The organism is Nocardia sp. CA-120079 (assembly GCF_050955745.1).
Taxonomy (GTDB): Bacteria; Actinomycetota; Actinomycetes; order Mycobacteriales; family Mycobacteriaceae; genus Nocardia.
On the sequence record NZ_CP192088.1, the window covers coordinates 6,191,023 to 6,206,900 of the forward strand.

Here is a 15,878-nt window from a genome sequence, read left to right on the forward strand (position 1 = left end):
GGTCCTTCCGCGTGGCTCAGATCTCGACGAGACCGAGGTCGACGATCAGGGTGCCGCTCACCCCGGCGGGGGCGGCTACGAACAGTTCGATCACCGTGTCAGCGAGTAGATCCTCCACCACGCGCAGCGAGACATGAGTGGCGCCCTTGGCGGCAATCGGGAAGTACCGCATGGGACTACCGTCACGGACCAGTACCACGCCCACTATCTCGTCGGCGCTGTTGCCGCCGCGAAAATACACCGGTTGGGTGACCGCGCCGGACGGCACCACATAGCGCAGCGACGGGTCGAGCGGCAACGGATTGTCGAGGCCCTTGCCCTCGAAGGCGAAGACGCCCTGCAGGAATCGGGGCGTGCTGGTATCAGGCATCTGCTGCTCCTCCAGTGGTTCTGGGCGTCGGGTCGGATCGGCACGGGATAGGGCGACCGCGCACACCTTGAATTCGGGCATGCGGGAATACGGGTCGAGTACCGGGTTCGTCAGCAGGTTGGCATTGCCGTCGCCGCCCCAGTGAAATGGCGCGAAGACGGTGTCGGGACGGATACCCTGCACGATTCGAGCCGTCATTACCGCGGTGCCGCGCCGGGTCCGCAACCGCACCAGATCGCCTGCCCGCACCTGAATCCGCTGGGCCACTGTCGGATGCAGCTGGACCACCGCGGCGGATTCCGCCTCGCTCAGTGAGCGGACCCGCCGGGTCTGGGTGCCCGACTGGTACTGGCTCGGCAACCGGCCGGTCGTCAGGTAGTACGGGAATTCGACGTCAGGGAGTTCGGCCGCGCCGATGTGTTCGACCGGATGGAACCTGGCCCGTCGGTCGCGGGTGGGAAAGTCCTCGGTGAACAGGCGCGGGGTGCCCGGATGTCGCGGTGACGGGCACGGCCAGAACACGCCCTGTTCGGCGGCGACGCGCGCATAGCTGATGCCGGAGTAGTCGGCCTTGCCGCCCCGGCTCGCGCGGCCCAGTTCGGCGAATACTTCCTCGGGCGCGTCGGAGAATCCAGGTCGGCCCAAACGCTCTGCTAGGCAACGCATTACCTGCAGATCGGTGCGCACGCCGTCGGGCGGAGCCAGTGCGGCGGGGCGCAGAATTACCCGGCCCTCCACATTGGTCACGGTGCCGGTCTCCTCGGCCCACTGCGCACTCGGCAGTACGACATCGGCCAGTTCGGCCGTTTCCGACAGGAAGAAGTCCGATACCGCGAGGAAGTCCAATGCTCGGATACGCCGCGTGATCCGTGCCGAATTCGGCGCGGACACAACGGGATTCGATCCGAGCACCCATAGTGCGCGTACTCCGTCGTCGGTGCCGAGGCGGTCGAGCAGTTCGTAGGCGGACAGTCCGGGCCGCGGCAACTCGGCAGGGTCGACACCCCAGACCGCGGCGACGTGGGCGCGCGCGACCGGATCGTCCAGGCCGCGGTAGCCCGGCAACTGATCGGCCTTCTGACCGTGTTCGCGGCCGCCCTGGCCATTGCCCTGTCCAGTGATGGTGCCGTAACCGGAGTATCGGCGTCCTGGCAGCCCCAGCGCCAAGGCGAGATTGATGAATCCGAGCACCGTATCGGACCCCGAATGATGTTGTTCGGCGCCGCGCGCGGTGAGGATCATGGCCCGCCCGGCGCCCGCGAGCAGGCGCACCGCCTGGACGAGATCCTGTTCGGGTACGCCGGTGATGCGTTCCACCCGGTCCGGCCAGTACAGTCGCACCGCCCGGCGCACCGACTCGAAATCCGTTGTGCGATCGGCGATATAGTCGGCGTCGATCAACTTCTCCCGGATCGCGACGTGCAACATGCCGTTGGCCAGCGCGAGATCGGTGCCCGGCACCGGCTGCAGATGCAGATATGCCCCACGTACGGTGGTGGTCGCGCGCGGGTCGATCACAATGTGGCGGGCGCCGCGCGAGCGTCCCTCATCGAGGAACCGCATGGCGGGCGGCATGGTGTCCGCAGGATTGGCGCCGACCAGCAGCACCACATCCGCGTGGGCGATATCGGCCAGCGGGAAGGGCAGGCCACGATCGATCCCGAGGGCGCGGGTCGCGGCATTCGCCGCTGCGGACATGCAGAACCGGCCGTTGTAATCGATCGCCGACGTGCCCAGTGCCACCCGCGCGAATTTGCCGAGCTGATAAGCCTTTTCATTCGTCAGACCGCCGCCGCCGAAGCAGCCGACACTATCGCGCCCGTAGCTTCGCCACGCCGCGGTGACGGCGCCGACAATGCGGTCGAGCGCGTCGTCCCAATCCGTCGGACGAAACGGCTCCGCCCGCGAGTCACGCACCAGCGGCCGGGTGAGCCGCTGCGGATGCTCCAGCAGTTCCGCCGCCGTCCAGCCCTTCGCACACAACCCACCCATATTGGTCGGAAAGTCGCTCTGCGGACGCAACCCGACCGGCGTCGCCGTGCCGTCCAGCACGATCCCGCACTGCAGCGAACAGTACGGACAGTGCGTCTTCGTCGCAGTCGGGACCACCGTCACCATCCACCCCCCACCCCAGCAGCGGACGGCACCGAACCTATCCCGAAATACACGGAGGACATAGCGGCTGTCTCCCAGGTCGAGCCTGCTTACCAGTCCCGCCAAACTAGAACGATCACATTGCCGCCGTATTGCCCCAACGCTTCGGCAATGAATCCATGCAATTCGATGGGACGCACGGCTTTCGATGACCACACCCCGTGCGCCAGTGGTGTGCCACCGTGCGCACGATACCTCCGGTGCCCTTTGAACGTGGCCGACCCACCAGCGTCCGACGCCCATCGTTTCGCGCCTCGGTGTCGGTCGACGTCGGCGGTCGAGTTCCGGTCTGCGGCATGGGATTCGGCAGGATGTCGACGGTCGGGTACACGTAGAAGCAGTCCACTACCGGGCGACTCGGGTGCGATTTCGGGCCAGGCTGCGGTGATGTCGTTGCCATTGCGAGACAGCAGCCGCAACCGTTCGGCGACATATCCGATCGCCCGAATGCCGTCGAACTTCACCTCATAGGCCCCCCGGTCATCGTCGCTGGGCAAGACGCCGGGCGCCGCCAGCATCGCCGCGTAACGGGGCAGCTTCGTCACTTCCGCCTCGCCGCCATCGCCGGTCCCTTCGCGAACTCGAAAACCGCTGGCAAACAGTCAGAATAGTACCGACCGGTCCGACTGAACCAGTCTCGCGGAACCCGATTCGGGGCCCGAGGCCCGCGCGGTGACAGCTCAGGAGGCGGCGCAGCCGGATCTGATATTCCTCGCGGTGCCGTTCTTCGCCGTGCCGGATCTGACCGGCCTGACCGATTGGTCCGGAAAGATCGTCGTCGACACGACGAATCAGTTCGCCACGGCGAACCCCTGGCAGGGCCGCTACGACGTCGGTGACCTCACGGGCAGCGAGTGGGTCGCCGAGCAGCTGGCTGGCGCACGGATCGTGAAGGCGCTCAACACCATATTCGCCGGGTTCATCGCCGCGAACCCCCAGCACGCCGAGGGTCGGCGGGTGGTCTTCTACGCGGGCGACGATGCCGACGCGAAAACCCACGTGGCCGCCCTCCTGGGCGAATTCGGATTCGCCGCACTGGATCTCGGTGGTCTGCGAGCGGGCGGACAGCTGATGCAACTGCACGGCCCCGCTCAACGCCAAACACTTCCTGCTCCAGGATGCCGGTCGACGTCCCTGACCCTCCCGATCGACTCGGCCGGTCGTGATGCACCTGCCCATCCGAAAACAAGGAGTTCGGATGACCCGCTTTTCACGGTCCTGGCGGCTCGCTCGATTCACCAGGACGGCTGTTTGGCGCTCCCTCGATCCGGGAAATTGCCGAGCGCACCGGGCTCCTCCAGAGCCATGTGTCGGCGTCGGTAGCGCGGCTGCGCGAGGGCGGCGCGGTCATCACGACGATCGACCCGGCCGATCGTCGCCGCACACTGGTCCGGCGCGCGGACCACATCGCCTCCTTCGCCGACGACCTCAGAGCGATCGCCCCGGTCGATGAAGCAATCGCTGCCGCCATCGGCAGCGACAACCCGACCCGCGTCGACGAGATCGTGACCACGCTCGGCACCCTCGCCTCGCTGTTGCAGGCGGGAGCCGCTCACCCCTGACCGCCGACCCGCCCTGCACGGCGGGGACACCGCGATGATGACTCGATAACGATCGTTCGCGAGACACGTTGGGCCTGTGGAGATTCCCGCAGGTCGGATGCCGTCGAATCTGTAACGGTTGCCGTGTACGCGCCAACGTCAACCTGTTGGGGGTTATCGATACACTCCCGCGCCATGCGAATCGGCTACGACCGGGTGTCCACCCGCGATCAGCATCCCGAAGCAGCCAGAGGGGAACGGGAAATTTCGAAACAGAGTGAACCATCATGTGGTGCACAGCGTTTCTTCTGGTAAGCCGTCGACGGTGTGTCAATAGCGTCGAGCGCCGTTCGGAGATCTTGCGCTACCCGCGTACGCGAGACTGCACGTCAAGAAGAAGAGGTTTCTACGTGATCAACGCCAAGAAGACAATTGCCGTGTGTGCGAGCGTAATCGGAATCACTGCCGGGATGGCGGTATTCCTCCCCGCGACGGCATCCGCGGCAACCTACGGTGGTCAGTGCGGTAAGGGATATGACGTGATCGATTCGCACGACATCGTCGGTGGCACCGCCTTTCTGACCTACAACGGTAAGAACAATTGCGTTGTCACCGTCCGGGACCAGGCGGGGAAACCCGTGCGGATGGGCGCCGGGCTCCGGCGGTCAGGGGATAGTCGCGCCGTAGTCGTCGACGACGCCGAATACACCGAGTTCGCGGGTCCGGTGAAGGTCGAGGCAAAGGGCGACTGCATCGACTGGGGCGGCCTCATCGGTGATGACGAGTGGCAGGTATTCAAAGTGCACTGCGGCTGAACGGCACGTGCCCGTACCTGCTCATACCAGGCCCCGGTACGGGCTCGTGCGCAGGGGTCTGGCAGCAGCACCGATGCGTACTAGGTCGTGTTTTGGAAGTAGGTCGCTGTTGTGCGCCGCTGTGCGGCGCACAACAAGGGGGTGGGTGAAAGGTGTTGTCGGCGTTGGTGTGTCGGTAGCCGGATATGGGCGAGGTCTCCGGTATGTAGTTCAGCGACCAAGCAGAACGAATACCGGAGACCTCGTGCCCAGCGTAGTGGTGGCGGGGCGAGCGGATCTGACCGATGCCCAGTGGGCGCGGCTGGAACCGCTGTTGCCTCGTGGGAAGAAGGCGGGCCGCCCGCCGAAATGGAGCAAACGCCAGCTCATCGACGGGATCCGGTGGCGGATCCGGTGCGGGACACCGTGGCGGGACGTGCCCGGACGCTACGGGTGCTGGCAGACGGTCTACGGGCTGTTTCGCCGTTGGCAGCGCGCGGGAGTGTGGTGTGGATCTGGAAGATGCTGCAGGCGTTCGCCGACGCGGCCGGGAAGATCGGCTGGCGGGTGAGTGTCGACTCCACCATCGCGCGTGCGCATCGACACGCCGCAGGGGCTCGTCACGACGGTCATCGGCAGGTTGAGCCGCCCGGCGGGGTCGATGCCGAGCCGCCCGACCACGCGCTCGGGCGGTCCCGGGGCGGGTGGACCACCAAAACCCATCTGGCGTGTGAGCAGGGCCGCAAGGTGCTGTCACTGCTGCTGACGGCCGGTCAGCGGGCGGACTGCCCGCAGTTCACCGCGGTGCTCGAGGCGATCTCGGTGCCCCGCCTGGGCACCGGTCGCCCGCGCACCCGCCCGGAGGAGGCGCTCGCGGACCAGGCCTACAGCTCGCGCGCGAACCGCTCCTATCTGCGCCGACGAGCAATCACCGCGACGATCCCGGTCAAGGCGGACCACGCCGCCAATCGGCGCAAGAAGGGTTCTGCCGGTGGAAGACCACCGGCGTTCGACGCCGAGCGATACAAACAGTGTCACGCGGTTGAGTGCGGAATCGGTCAGCTGAAGGAAAACCGGGCCGTCGCAACACGGTTCGACAAGCTCGCCGTCCGCTACCAAGCCGTCCTGCACATCGCTGCCATCAATCAATGGCTACGACACGGGTGAGGGCGGGCATCCGCCCGCCCTCACCACTTCTAAAACACGGGCTAAGCGGCTGCCCGCCAGTGTCATCGGTGTGGCTCTCTAATGGCTTGCGTCCCACCGGGTTACCGTGCGGGCGTGGCTGGAAAGGGGTCTGCCCTGGCTCGAAGTAGCGGTGCCTTCCTGCACGGATACCTGTCCGTCGAACTGGGAAGGATTCCCCAACTGCGTTCGGGTCGCGAACGCGGTCACACGGTGACACTTCCCGCGCAATACGTGTCCACATTCGTGCGGCTCGGGTACGCGACAACGATCGATTCAGCACAAGGAGTGACCGCCGAAACGTGTCACGTCGCGCTCACCGGATACGAAACTCGCGCACAGTTGTATGTCGCGATGACCCGCGGCGCACACACCAACCACGCCTACCTACCGACCACTTTGGACGGCAGCGAGACATCGTTCTACAGCGAACCGGCGGTATCTCCGCGCACCGCGGTCGAAGTACTGTTACGTATTCTCGGGCGCGACGGCACACAGAAATCCGCGCACACCGAGCTACGCGACGCACTGAATCCGTTCCGCCGCATCGGCCGCGCGGTCGATATCTACCTCGACGCGATCGGCGTCGCCGCCGAACACGCCCTCGGCACCGACGGACTCGCCGCACTCGACGCCGCGGCCGAAGCACTGCACAACGGACTCACCAACTGCCCCGCCTACCCGATATTGCGGCAACACCTCGCGAGCATCGCGCTCACCGGAGCTGATCCGATCACCGCATTGCACACTGCCGCGTCGGTGCGGGAACTCGACACCGCCGACGATGTTGCCGCCGTGTTGGATTGGCGCCTGGATTCCTCAGGTATGCATTCGTGCGGGGCTGGGCCGCTGCCCTGGACACGGGGACTGCCTCGCGGCCTGGACGAAGACACCGATCCCGGACAGTTCGCGGCGCGAGCGCGGATCGTCGCCGACCTCGCCACCGCGATCCGCGCCGACGCCCGAGACTGGACCGCGGCCACAGCACCGTTCTGGGCACGACCCCTCATCGGCAGCGACCCACAACTGCTCGCCGACCTCGCGGTCTGGCGAGCCTCCCTCCATGTCGATGACCGCGACCTACGCCCCACCGGACCCGCCCGCCCCACCACCCTGGAACGCGAACATCAGCAACTACTCCACGCCCAAGTCGTCGACGCCATCGGCGACATCGATCGGCCCGTCACCACATGGTCGCCCGTGATCAAACAACTCGACGAACGCATCACCACCGACCCGTACTGGCCCACGCTCGCCGACAAACTCGACCTCGCCGACCGCGCCGGAATCGACATCCGAACCCGCCTCCGCGACGCCGCTGCCCTACGCCCCCTGCCCGACGAAATGCCCGCCGCCGCATTGTGGTCACGCCTGGAACTCGAACCCTCAGCCCTCGACATCACCAGCGGCGACCGCGATCTGCGCCCGCCATGGACCACCGAGTTGCACGACATCCTCGGCACCGACACCGCCGAACGAGTCATCAACGATCCGGGTTGGCCGCGCATCGTCGCGGCCATCGACCGCGCCACCGGCACCGACTGGACACCTTACGAACTGCTCACCACCGCACACGAACTCCTCCAAGCCGCCCAACCCGACAACACCCAAGCCCTACGCCCCGACCAACTCGCCAGCGCACTCGCCTGGCGCATCGACGCACTCCTACATCACAACCCCATCGACAACGCACCTAACATCGACGCCAAACCTCAGGCGCATGTCGACACCGAATCCGACCAACCGCCAAACACCACCACCGGGGACCGTCCGGAAACACACCACCACAGTGGTGATTTCGACGCCGCGAGCATCCCGGTCGACATCGGTGAGATCGCAGAGTTGTTGCGGACCGGCCAGACCCGTACCGCCGCTGCCGCGTTCCGCGAACTGACCGACACCGCCACCGATGAACAACGCGCAATCATCGAACGTGTCGCGGAAACCCTGTACCACTACGCATTTCCCATTGCGCTCGCTCGGCTACGCCACGCCGCCGACCGATACCCCGAGCATCGCGCACTCATCGAAGCCTGCACTTCGAGCAGCGATCCGCGCGTATACCAACCAGCCACCGACCCCTCCGCACCCACATATCGCCGTGACCGGCGCCACGAAGCCGCCCGCGACAACCCCACCCGCACAGAGTCGAGCCGACCCGACACGGCCCCGCAGCCGGTCGACGAAGACACCGCAAAAGCGGTCAAGGACTACATCGATACCCGCGCCAAGGTCGACGACAACCCCTTCGATCAGCCACTCCCCGAAGGAGTTCCCCACCACTACCACCACGACGTCATCCCCGACTCACAGCCCGATGGCTACGTCTTGGACTACGACCTCGCCGCCATTCCCGACAGCCACGGCCTCAGCTGCGTCTGCTGCGGACTCGAACGCGCCCGCATCGACATCACACCGATCGCCTTGCGCCGCAGCGACGACGGACTCTGCGGCGACTGCCGCGACAACAACGAACCCGGAATCCCCGACCACGACCCCACCAACCACATCCAAGCCCGCTGCGACCACATCGCCGCCACCCACCCACCCGAGGCAGCCCGCGCGATACTGCGACGCGACTGGCGCGCCAGCGGCCCCCTCGCCCGCGCGCAAATCACCGCATGGACCACAGCTCATCCCCTCCCCGAACCGGTCACCGCACCCACGCTCGACGCACTCGCAATGCTCAGCGAAACCGAACTCCAACAAAACATCAACGACCTCTACCAGCGCATCGCCCTCGCCGACACCGACGCAATCATCTACAACCCCCACCCGAACCCGCCCGACCCCCACGACGAAGAACCAGACCGCCATCAGCAAGAAGCACGCCAAGCCATCCACGACGCCCACACCAGCATCCGCGAATTCGAAGACGCCGAACGCGCCGTCCGCGCCCTCGCCACCCAACTCGACAGCGCCAGAACCACACTCGCAAACACACCCGTCTACCGCCGCAGCCAACGCCGCGCCCTCAACGCCCAGATCACCCGCCTCGAAACCGAACGACAACGCCGCACCAACCTCAGGGATTCCGCAGGCACCACCGCCCGCAACGCCCAACGTCGCGCTCTACAGATCGCCGGCCCCGCCGAAGAATGGGAACACATCCTGACCGCCGACACTCGACCTGCCCCCACACCCACCACCCCACAGCCAGCCAACATCGACACAGCCGAACAAGCCCACACCGCTCGCATCGCCGACTTCGAACAACAACTCGACCAGTTGCTAACCGAACAACACCGACGCACCCAACTGAACCCCACCGAAGCCGCCAGCGAACAACAACTACGCCAACAACTCAGCGCCCCCGAAGACGACGCATTCGACAGCTTCGACGATGCTGTCGAAGTTGGCGAGCCACAGCGCGGCTACGATCTCGAGCTTTAACCGCAAGGCCGCGCAGTTAGCGGTTCAGTTGGTGTGTCAATCGAATGATGGTGTGGGGCTTGGTATGCCGTGACGTAGGACAGCGGAGCGCCTGGTAGAAGAGGTTTGTCACTCCAAGACAACTCTTCACTGGGAGCTCCGCTGTCGGATCAGTCTGTCATCAACCGACGCGGCATGGTAGCCGCGGGTGTATTCGCGCCGGGTCATCTGGGGGAACTGACCCGGATCGTGTCGTTCGACCTGGTCGATGCGGCGCTGGAGGCGTCGGGCGCGGTGCAGTCGCGGGTGCGGCTGCTGCCCTCGCGGGTGGTGGTGTATTTGCTGCTGGCCGGGGCGTTGTTCACCGGGATTGGGTATCGGCAGGTGTGGGCGCGGTTGTGTGCCGGGCTGCCCGGCAGTCCGAGGGGGTGTCCGGGTTCCTCGGCGTTGTCGCAGGCGCTGCGCCGGGTCGGGCCCAAACCCCTGAAAGCGTTGTTCGACCTGGTCCGCGGGCCTGCCGTCGGTGCGGTGCGGTGGCGGGGTCTGTTGGTGTGCGCGATCGACGGCACCAGTGTGTTCGTGCCCGACAGCCCAGACAATGTGGCCGCGTTCGGTCGTCACGGCGGTGGTCACGCCCAGGCCGGTTACCCGATGCTGCGGTTGCTGGCAGTGGTGGCTTGTGGCACCCGCACCGTCGTCGATGTCGTGTTCGGACCCCTGCGGGTCGCCGAAACAGCCTATGCGCCACGCCTTTTCGGGTGTCTGCGTCCGGGCATGCTGCTGTTGGCCGACCGGAACTTCGCCGTCACGGCGTTGATCGAGCAGATCACCGGCACCGGCGCGGATCTGTTGATCCGCGCCAAACTCAACCGGCGCGTCCCCGCGATCGCGCGGCTGGGCGACGGGTCGTGGCTGACCCGCGCCGGCGCGGCGACGGTGCGGGTCATCGACGCCGAGATCGCCGTCTGCTGCGCCGGTGGGCCCCGGCGGGTCGAGCGGTATCGGCTGATCACCAGCCTGGCCGACGAGAAGCGTTACCCCGCACAGGAATTGGTGACTCTTTATCATCAGCGGTGGGAGATCGAAACCAGCTATTTCGAACTGAAATCGACCATGCTCGGTGGCCGGGTACTCCGTGCCCGCACCCCGGCCGGGGTCTGCCAAGAGGTCTACGCCCTGCTCATCACCTACCAGGCGCTGCGCACCGTCATCGCCGATACCGCCCTGGCCACAGGTGATTTTTCCGCGGACCGCGGAAGTTTCACCGTCGCCATGCACACCGCACGCGACCAACTGATCCACGCCGCCGGGATCATCAACGACACCACGATCGACCTCATCGGCACGATCGGCCACGCAATCCGGACCAGCCCGTTGACCCCACGCCGCGCACGCACCAGCCCCCGCATCGTCAAACGTGCCATCTCCAAACACCGCGCCAAGGGCGACATCGACCGCAACATCTACAAAACCCAGGTCAGCATTCATATCCTGCCCGGTTGACAACCGGGCAGAACCCCAAACTGCGCGGCCTTGGCTTTAACCGCGGATATCACGAAGCCACGTCGGCCACCGCGAAACATCGGCGCCAACTCTTCAGCCGGAAGCGTTGCGCAGAGCACACCCGTGCCGCCAGCCCGGTACATGCTCAGCGAAAGTTCCTCTCCCGCAACAAGTGTTGTTACAGTCTCGCTCACTCATCTTCAATCTGCGGCAGCACTTCCGTATCGTCCTCGTCGCTCCACCAGCGCACCGGCCGTAGTGGCAACGATGATGGCGGTCGGATCACTTCATCCTCGACCAGCTCGCCGTCCCACGAATCATGACGCGGCATCCTGCCCGCTCGGTGTCGCCCTGGGTGACCGTCCGATTCCCAGTAGGCACCAACCCGGTAACTCAGCACCGCCGTGAAGATCACCGAGGTAGGCCAGAGGAGCCAAACGAGTGATGCCGTCATTCAGGAGCCGTCCTCGATCAGCAGCAGATACGCCGCCTCGAGATGCACAATGCACTCGTCCGGATGATCAAAACGGTGGGTGCGCCGCAGCTCTCGAGCGCGTTCAACCGTCAACTCCAGCAAGGACACCTGGCACATGAATTCAGCCAGCTTGCTATCTGCATGGACAAATGTTCTGTGCGGCAATGGGTCTGGGGACGTCATTACTCTTCCCACAGCTCGGCGCAGGGTAGTGCAGGCAGATCGTCGGTAACGTCGTCGTCGACGGTGATTGGTAGCTTCAACTCCGAGTAGCCGTTGCCCATCAACGCGTCAGCCACGTTCTGCGCTTGCTCGGCCGAAGCCTGGTAATCCAGCTTCAACGCGCCGGACTCGATGTGAATGTGCCGGATGCGGCGCGGTGGGTTTGCCGGGCGCATGGTGGATCACAACCCTGGCGGCAGGCGCCGGCCAGATTCGATCTCGGCCGCGAAAACGTCATAGCCCGCACACAACTCGCACAGCTGGTGAGCCTCCGGCAGTTCGTCCAGGTCCGATGCCTTCGCGACCAACCTCTCCCACAAATCGGCCATCCGGGCAGCGATCATTCCGACCGACTCCGTATGCACAACGACGTTCGACGCGGTTCCGGCACGAGGTATCTCCGGCTGCACGCGCAACTGGTCCTTCCGACGCTGCAACAGCCGGTCGGCCACCGACTCGTCGATGACCATGATCAGCATCTCGATATCCGACCTCGCCGAGACAAGCTCTGCGGCAGCTTCTTTCATCTGCTCCGCAGATGCACCCGTCTGGCTGAGCACGGCGAGCGCCAACCGGTGCTGGCGTTGGCATTCAACAAACTCTCCAGCCGGATCGAGGATGTCAGTCGCCGTTACCGGCACCATGCCGGCGAAGGCAGCGAGGACCATCTCGCTCGACGGAAGCGGCTCAATTGGAGCCCACTCCGGGATTTCGACACCGGACTCCGAGTCGCTGGTGCCAGACGGGCGATCCTCTGATCCGCCCTGTTCGGGCAGTGCGTTCATCCCGCTCACCGCTGATGCGTCGTGGACGGCACCAAGCGGCCGGCCTCGGCGAGAACCTGGAGTGCGGCAGCCTTGCGCGGGCAGCACATTGCGCGACAGGCAATGTGGAACTGCACGACAAGGTGGGCTCGGTCGACGCTGAACGGAATCTCAGGCGTGGAGTGGATTTCCTGCTCGGTCATCGCGATTGTCTGGTGCATGGCCAGGGTGTGCATGTCGGACCTCGGTTCGTAGCGGGATTGGAGATGCACCCGGCACCGAGGGCTCGTAGCCACCGGTCTGCCAGCCTCTCCGGCGACCGGTGCGCCTGCCCGAGGGGCTGAAGGCGTCGTCCTGGTGCCGGGTGCGGTCCCGACCGTAAGGTGGTTTTTGGCCGTTGACCGGCGCAAATAGGCGAAACCTCTAAAATATTCGGAAAACCGTATATGGTGCCGTCAGGGACGAAAACCCTTGACCGGCAACGGGTCCCGAGCGTTTAGCCGATCTTGCAAATGCACGTTCATTTGAGAGCGGAGACAGCAGGATGCACATGACAACCGGCGAGGTCATCCGCCGAGTTCGTAAATCACTCGGGATGACCCAAACCGAGCTGGGAGCCATCCTCGGCTACACCCAGCCCGTTATTTCGCAGCTCGAACACGATGGCGCCGCCGTGCACGACGTACGGGTCCTGCGGCGAATTGCCAAGGCGCTTCACGTTCCGCTTGCCATACTGATAGTGGAGTCGGACGAGGAGGCAGACGTGAATCGTCGCAATTTCCTACGAGCCAGCGCATTCGGAGCCGGAACCGCCATGACTGTCGGTGCCGCAGGACAAGCCGCTGCAGCAGCTTCATCCACAGGAACCATCCAGGTCGGTGCCGCCGATATCGCTGAGATCAACGCCAGTACAAACCAGATCCATGAGCTTGACCTACTTGTTGGCGGTGATCGGCTGTGTCGTGTCGCCGCCAACGAAGTCCGGTACGTCGAGCAGCTGCTGGGTGCCGCCAGCTACAGCGAGGCCATCGGTCGCCAGCTCACCAGTGCAGCCGCTGAGATGATGACGGCTGCCGGATGGGTTCATTACGACGCTGGCCGCTTGGACCAAGCACGACGCTACTACGCGGAAGCGGCACAGACCGCAGCTGCGGCAGGTGACGGGCTTGCGGCATCCCATGCCCTGCTCAACGCCAGTATGCAGAGCTTCCAAGGTGGCTTCGGCCCGTCGAAACCTTCAAGGGAGGCGCGTCCCAGAGACGGGGTCAATCTGGCCGATGCCGCGCAAACCGCCGCGCGTCGCGACGGCGGGCCGCGAGTGCGTGCCTTGGGTGCTATCTACGAAGCAGGCGCCCACAGTGCGACGGGCGACGCAAGCGCGATGACGAATGCCATCAGCCGAGCGCACCGTGCCTACGAATCGGGTCGTGGTCACGATCCGGACTGGGTGTATCTGCCACCAGCGGCCCTGGCCGGCATGACCGGCTGGTCGTACATGCGGATCGGTGACCATCGCACCGCGACGGCCTATTTGCAAGAGGCAGTCGACGGCACGATGTCATGGCCACGGGAGAATGTCGGGTGGCGTATCAAGTTGGCCGAGAACCACATTCAAGGCGGCGAGATCGCAGACGGCTGCCAGATCCTGATCGATCACTTCGACCAGATCAACAGTGTCGCGTCGACGCGACTGCAGTCCACTATCGACAGCGTCGTGCAGGAGATTCATCCGCATGCAACGGTGCCGGAGGTCCGTGAGCTTCTGGGGTTGGCGGCCAGCCGCTGACCCCTCAGGAATATCAAGGGCGAAGTCACGCTCCGCCCGTGGACTGTGGCTGTCGCCGTCCCATTGCCTTACCGATGAGCACCCGAGCCGCTTCACCAACGACCGCCTGGTTCAGCAGCGTCTGGAATACCTGCTCGTACAGGACCAGTTCCCGCGGTTGCGTGATAGTCAGCTCAGCCGAGATCGTTTCGACGTGAGCCACCTTGCGGTCGAAGATGGCGAAGTTCGTCGTCGGCACCTGGTAGTCGGACATCGTCGGGATGATGCTCACCACAACGTTCGGCAGACGCATCATACTGAGCAGGTGGCCGAGCTGATCGATCATCACGTCGTCCGAGCCGACGGTGGTGTACAGAACTTGTTCGGCGAGAACGAAATTGAATCGATGGTTGCCGTGCCGAAGGACTTGCTGCCGTTCCAGCCGGGCAGCGATGCCGTCGTCGACGGGTTCGTCGTGAGCGTAGAACGCAGCGACCTTGGTGAGCATGGCACGCATGTAATCCGGGGTTTGAAGCAGGCCTGGCATGATGACCGGCTCGAACCAGCGCGTCAGCCGCGTGTCCTCTTCCAAGGTGTGCAGTTGTTGCTGCTTGCGCCGGATGCCAGCGATTCGTTTCCACTCGACGTAGGCGGCTTCGACGTTGCGCAGGGTGGCGATCAGATCGGGTATCTGCTGTCTGGCTTTGCAGTGGCGGCACCAGATACGAATGTCGGCTTCGGCCGGCGTCTGCTTGCCGCTCTCGATCTTCGAGACTTTGGAGGAGTGCCACCCGGCCAGCTCGGCCAGCTGGACGCCAGAGAGGCCTGCGTCTTTGCGTAGCTCCCGAAGACGGGACCCTAATGCCTCTCTGGCATCACGAACGCTGGAGCTGGTCACTTGGCAGCAGCGTAGTCGCTTCCCACATAGTCAGCGTGCGGGATGCCGAGGCCCCACACCTTGTCGCGAATGGCCACGAGGTGAGCCGCGATCACTGGATCTTCGGTGACGGCGAACCCGCCGAAGTCACCATCGTCTTTGAAGGTGACGAAAACGACCAGGTGGTCATCGAACAACCAGTAGTCATCACTGGTCAGCTCAGCTGGGTCGATCAGGGGCCGCGGGAGCCACTTGATCTCTTCACCCGCTTCGATGTTCAGCGGGGCGATGGTCAGTCCGAACCGGGTGTAGTCCACGTGCGGCACGCTGACCAGCCGCACCCGGTGCACTTGCTTGCCGAGACTGGTGACGTCGCGGATCAGGTCATCCCAGGAACGGCACCATTCGTAGTCGTCGGGCTCTCCGGCGAGGAACTTGCGGAACGGCTCGTGCTCATCGGCGACGAGGTACTCGTCCTGCGTTTCCAGATGGAAGGCCCGCTTCCACGCACCACTGCGGAAGAGGTCGACAAAGTCCTCGCCCTGGATCAGCTTCATACGGGCCGGATTTCCTTTCCGATCGGCACTTCGATGGCTGTTTCGTGATCGGGCAGCTCCATTTGCTGCAGGGCTTCCAGGTCCGTTACGGGGGTGCCGCTGAGCGCGAACGTGCCGCGCCCGGTATCCGTGAGCGGCGTTCCCAGGCAGGTGCCGGTCTCCAGAAAGCCCAGCAGCATGTGCGGGATCTCGATCACGGAGCCGTCCGGTCCGGTACGCCAGTAAGCGTCGGCATGGGGCGCGGTATCGGCCTTTCGGTCGGTCCGTTTCCCCATGCCGCGCTCCCGAACCCGCCGTGC

16 protein-coding genes and 1 pseudogene are annotated in these 15,878 nt (G+C 64.9%); 7 read left to right on the forward strand and 10 right to left on the reverse strand.

The window, feature by feature from the left end; translation table 11 throughout:
- Window positions 1-16: 16 nt before the first annotated feature.
- Entirely contained in the window at window positions 17-2,488 is a 2,472-nt protein-coding gene (locus ACQPYR_RS28635) for a molybdopterin oxidoreductase family protein (protein ID WP_433622043.1), read from the reverse strand.
- A gap of 86 nt (window positions 2,489-2,574) precedes the next feature.
- Complete coding sequence (locus ACQPYR_RS28640) at window positions 2,575-3,069, reverse strand: hypothetical protein (protein ID WP_433622044.1); 495 nt, start codon at window positions 3,067-3,069, stop codon at window positions 2,575-2,577.
- Between the two features lie 112 nt (window positions 3,070-3,181).
- Here ACQPYR_RS28640 and ACQPYR_RS28645 point away from each other — a divergent pair.
- The 6 genes and pseudogenes from ACQPYR_RS28645 to ACQPYR_RS28670 form a co-directional block, all read left to right on the forward strand.
- Window positions 3,182-3,847, forward strand: a pseudogene (locus ACQPYR_RS28645) (NADPH-dependent F420 reductase); the annotation flags it as partial.
- Entirely contained in the window at window positions 3,832-4,086 is a 255-nt protein-coding gene (locus ACQPYR_RS28650) for a hypothetical protein (RefSeq protein WP_433622045.1), read from the forward strand. The pseudogene ACQPYR_RS28645 and the gene ACQPYR_RS28650, both read left to right, overlap by 16 nt.
- 389 nt (window positions 4,087-4,475) lie before the next feature.
- Window positions 4,476-4,880: a spore-associated protein A gene (locus ACQPYR_RS28655; protein ID WP_364388105.1), complete on the forward strand. Its 405-nt coding sequence runs from the start codon at window positions 4,476-4,478 to the stop codon at window positions 4,878-4,880.
- 259 nt (window positions 4,881-5,139) lie between these two features.
- Window positions 5,140-6,026, forward strand: a protein-coding gene (locus ACQPYR_RS28660) for an IS5 family transposase (protein ID WP_433635264.1) whose coding sequence is annotated in 2 segments (ribosomal slippage) — window positions 5,140-5,368 and window positions 5,368-6,026 — 888 coding nt in all. Because the reading frame shifts where the segments join, the coding sequence is not laid out codon by codon here.
- A 114-nt stretch (window positions 6,027-6,140) separates the two neighbouring features.
- Window positions 6,141-9,437, forward strand: coding sequence for a hypothetical protein (locus ACQPYR_RS28665; RefSeq protein ID WP_433622046.1), 3,297 nt, complete (start codon window positions 6,141-6,143; stop codon window positions 9,435-9,437).
- A 174-nt stretch (window positions 9,438-9,611) separates the two neighbouring features.
- The gene (locus ACQPYR_RS28670; protein WP_433621300.1) at window positions 9,612-10,919 is read left to right on the forward strand and encodes an IS4 family transposase; all 1,308 of its coding nucleotides are present in this window, start codon (window positions 9,612-9,614) and stop codon (window positions 10,917-10,919) included.
- Between the two features lie 190 nt (window positions 10,920-11,109).
- Here ACQPYR_RS28670 and ACQPYR_RS28675 read toward each other — a convergent pair whose 3' ends face one another.
- The 5 genes from ACQPYR_RS28675 to ACQPYR_RS28695 all read right to left on the reverse strand — a co-directional run bounded on the left by ACQPYR_RS28675 (window position 11,110) and on the right by ACQPYR_RS28695 (window position 12,583).
- Window positions 11,110-11,373 carry a hypothetical protein gene (locus ACQPYR_RS28675; RefSeq protein ID WP_433622047.1) on the reverse strand — a complete coding sequence of 88 codons (264 nt, stop codon included), beginning with the start codon at window positions 11,371-11,373 and terminating at the stop codon, window positions 11,110-11,112.
- Window positions 11,374-11,511 carry a hypothetical protein gene (locus ACQPYR_RS28680; RefSeq protein WP_433622048.1) on the reverse strand — a complete coding sequence of 46 codons (138 nt, stop codon included), beginning with the start codon at window positions 11,509-11,511 and terminating at the stop codon, window positions 11,374-11,376.
- Between the two features lie 65 nt (window positions 11,512-11,576).
- Complete coding sequence (locus ACQPYR_RS28685) at window positions 11,577-11,792, reverse strand: hypothetical protein (RefSeq protein ID WP_433622049.1); 216 nt, start codon at window positions 11,790-11,792, stop codon at window positions 11,577-11,579.
- 6 nt (window positions 11,793-11,798) lie between these two features.
- Complete coding sequence (locus ACQPYR_RS28690; RefSeq protein ID WP_433622050.1) at window positions 11,799-12,401, reverse strand: hypothetical protein; 603 nt, start codon at window positions 12,399-12,401, stop codon at window positions 11,799-11,801.
- A 5-nt stretch (window positions 12,402-12,406) separates the two neighbouring features.
- Window positions 12,407-12,583 (reverse strand): hypothetical protein, encoded by a 177-nt coding sequence (locus tag ACQPYR_RS28695; protein ID WP_433622051.1) that lies wholly within the window; start codon window positions 12,581-12,583, stop codon window positions 12,407-12,409.
- Window positions 12,584-12,930: 347 nt separating this feature from the next.
- Between ACQPYR_RS28695 and ACQPYR_RS28700 the strand changes: the two genes are divergently transcribed.
- Window positions 12,931-14,166, forward strand: coding sequence for a helix-turn-helix domain-containing protein (locus ACQPYR_RS28700; protein ID WP_433622052.1), 1,236 nt, complete (start codon window positions 12,931-12,933; stop codon window positions 14,164-14,166).
- Window positions 14,167-14,191: 25 nt separating this feature from the next.
- Here the strand turns inward: ACQPYR_RS28700 and ACQPYR_RS28705 are convergent, their stop codons facing one another.
- From ACQPYR_RS28705 to ACQPYR_RS28715, 3 genes are read right to left on the reverse strand one after another with little or no spacing between them, the layout of a single operon-like run.
- Window positions 14,192-15,043 (reverse strand): helix-turn-helix domain-containing protein, encoded by an 852-nt coding sequence (locus ACQPYR_RS28705; RefSeq protein ID WP_433622053.1) that lies wholly within the window; start codon window positions 15,041-15,043, stop codon window positions 14,192-14,194.
- Window positions 15,040-15,579 (reverse strand): DUF6879 family protein, encoded by a 540-nt coding sequence (locus ACQPYR_RS28710; protein WP_433622054.1) that lies wholly within the window; start codon window positions 15,577-15,579, stop codon window positions 15,040-15,042. The genes ACQPYR_RS28705 and ACQPYR_RS28710 overlap by 4 nt, the downstream gene beginning before the upstream one ends.
- The gene (locus ACQPYR_RS28715; RefSeq protein WP_433622055.1) at window positions 15,576-15,854 is read right to left on the reverse strand and encodes a hypothetical protein; all 279 of its coding nucleotides are present in this window, start codon (window positions 15,852-15,854) and stop codon (window positions 15,576-15,578) included. The genes ACQPYR_RS28710 and ACQPYR_RS28715 overlap by 4 nt, the downstream gene beginning before the upstream one ends.
- Window positions 15,855-15,878: the final 24 nt, after the last annotated feature.

Coding starts and splice junctions, on each gene's coding strand:
- ACQPYR_RS28635 (WP_433622043.1), bottom strand. CDS start 2,488: ATGGTGACGGTGGTCCCGACTGCGACGAAGACGCACTGTCCGTACTGT.
- ACQPYR_RS28670 (WP_433621300.1), top strand. CDS start 9,612: ATGGTAGCCGCGGGTGTATTCGCGCCGGGTCATCTGGGGGAACTGACC.
- ACQPYR_RS28675 (WP_433622047.1), bottom strand. CDS start 11,373: ATGACGGCATCACTCGTTTGGCTCCTCTGGCCTACCTCGGTGATCTTC.
- ACQPYR_RS28680 (WP_433622048.1), bottom strand. CDS start 11,511: ATGTGCCAGGTGTCCTTGCTGGAGTTGACGGTTGAACGCGCTCGAGAG.
- ACQPYR_RS28685 (WP_433622049.1), bottom strand. CDS start 11,792: ATGCGCCCGGCAAACCCACCGCGCCGCATCCGGCACATTCACATCGAG.
- ACQPYR_RS28690 (WP_433622050.1), bottom strand. CDS start 12,401: ATGAACGCACTGCCCGAACAGGGCGGATCAGAGGATCGCCCGTCTGGC.
- ACQPYR_RS28695 (WP_433622051.1), bottom strand. CDS start 12,583: ATGACCGAGCAGGAAATCCACTCCACGCCTGAGATTCCGTTCAGCGTC.
- ACQPYR_RS28700 (WP_433622052.1), top strand. CDS start 12,931: ATGACAACCGGCGAGGTCATCCGCCGAGTTCGTAAATCACTCGGGATG.
- ACQPYR_RS28710 (WP_433622054.1), bottom strand. CDS start 15,579: ATGAAGCTGATCCAGGGCGAGGACTTTGTCGACCTCTTCCGCAGTGGT.
- ACQPYR_RS28715 (WP_433622055.1), bottom strand. CDS start 15,854: ATGGGGAAACGGACCGACCGAAAGGCCGATACCGCGCCCCATGCCGAC.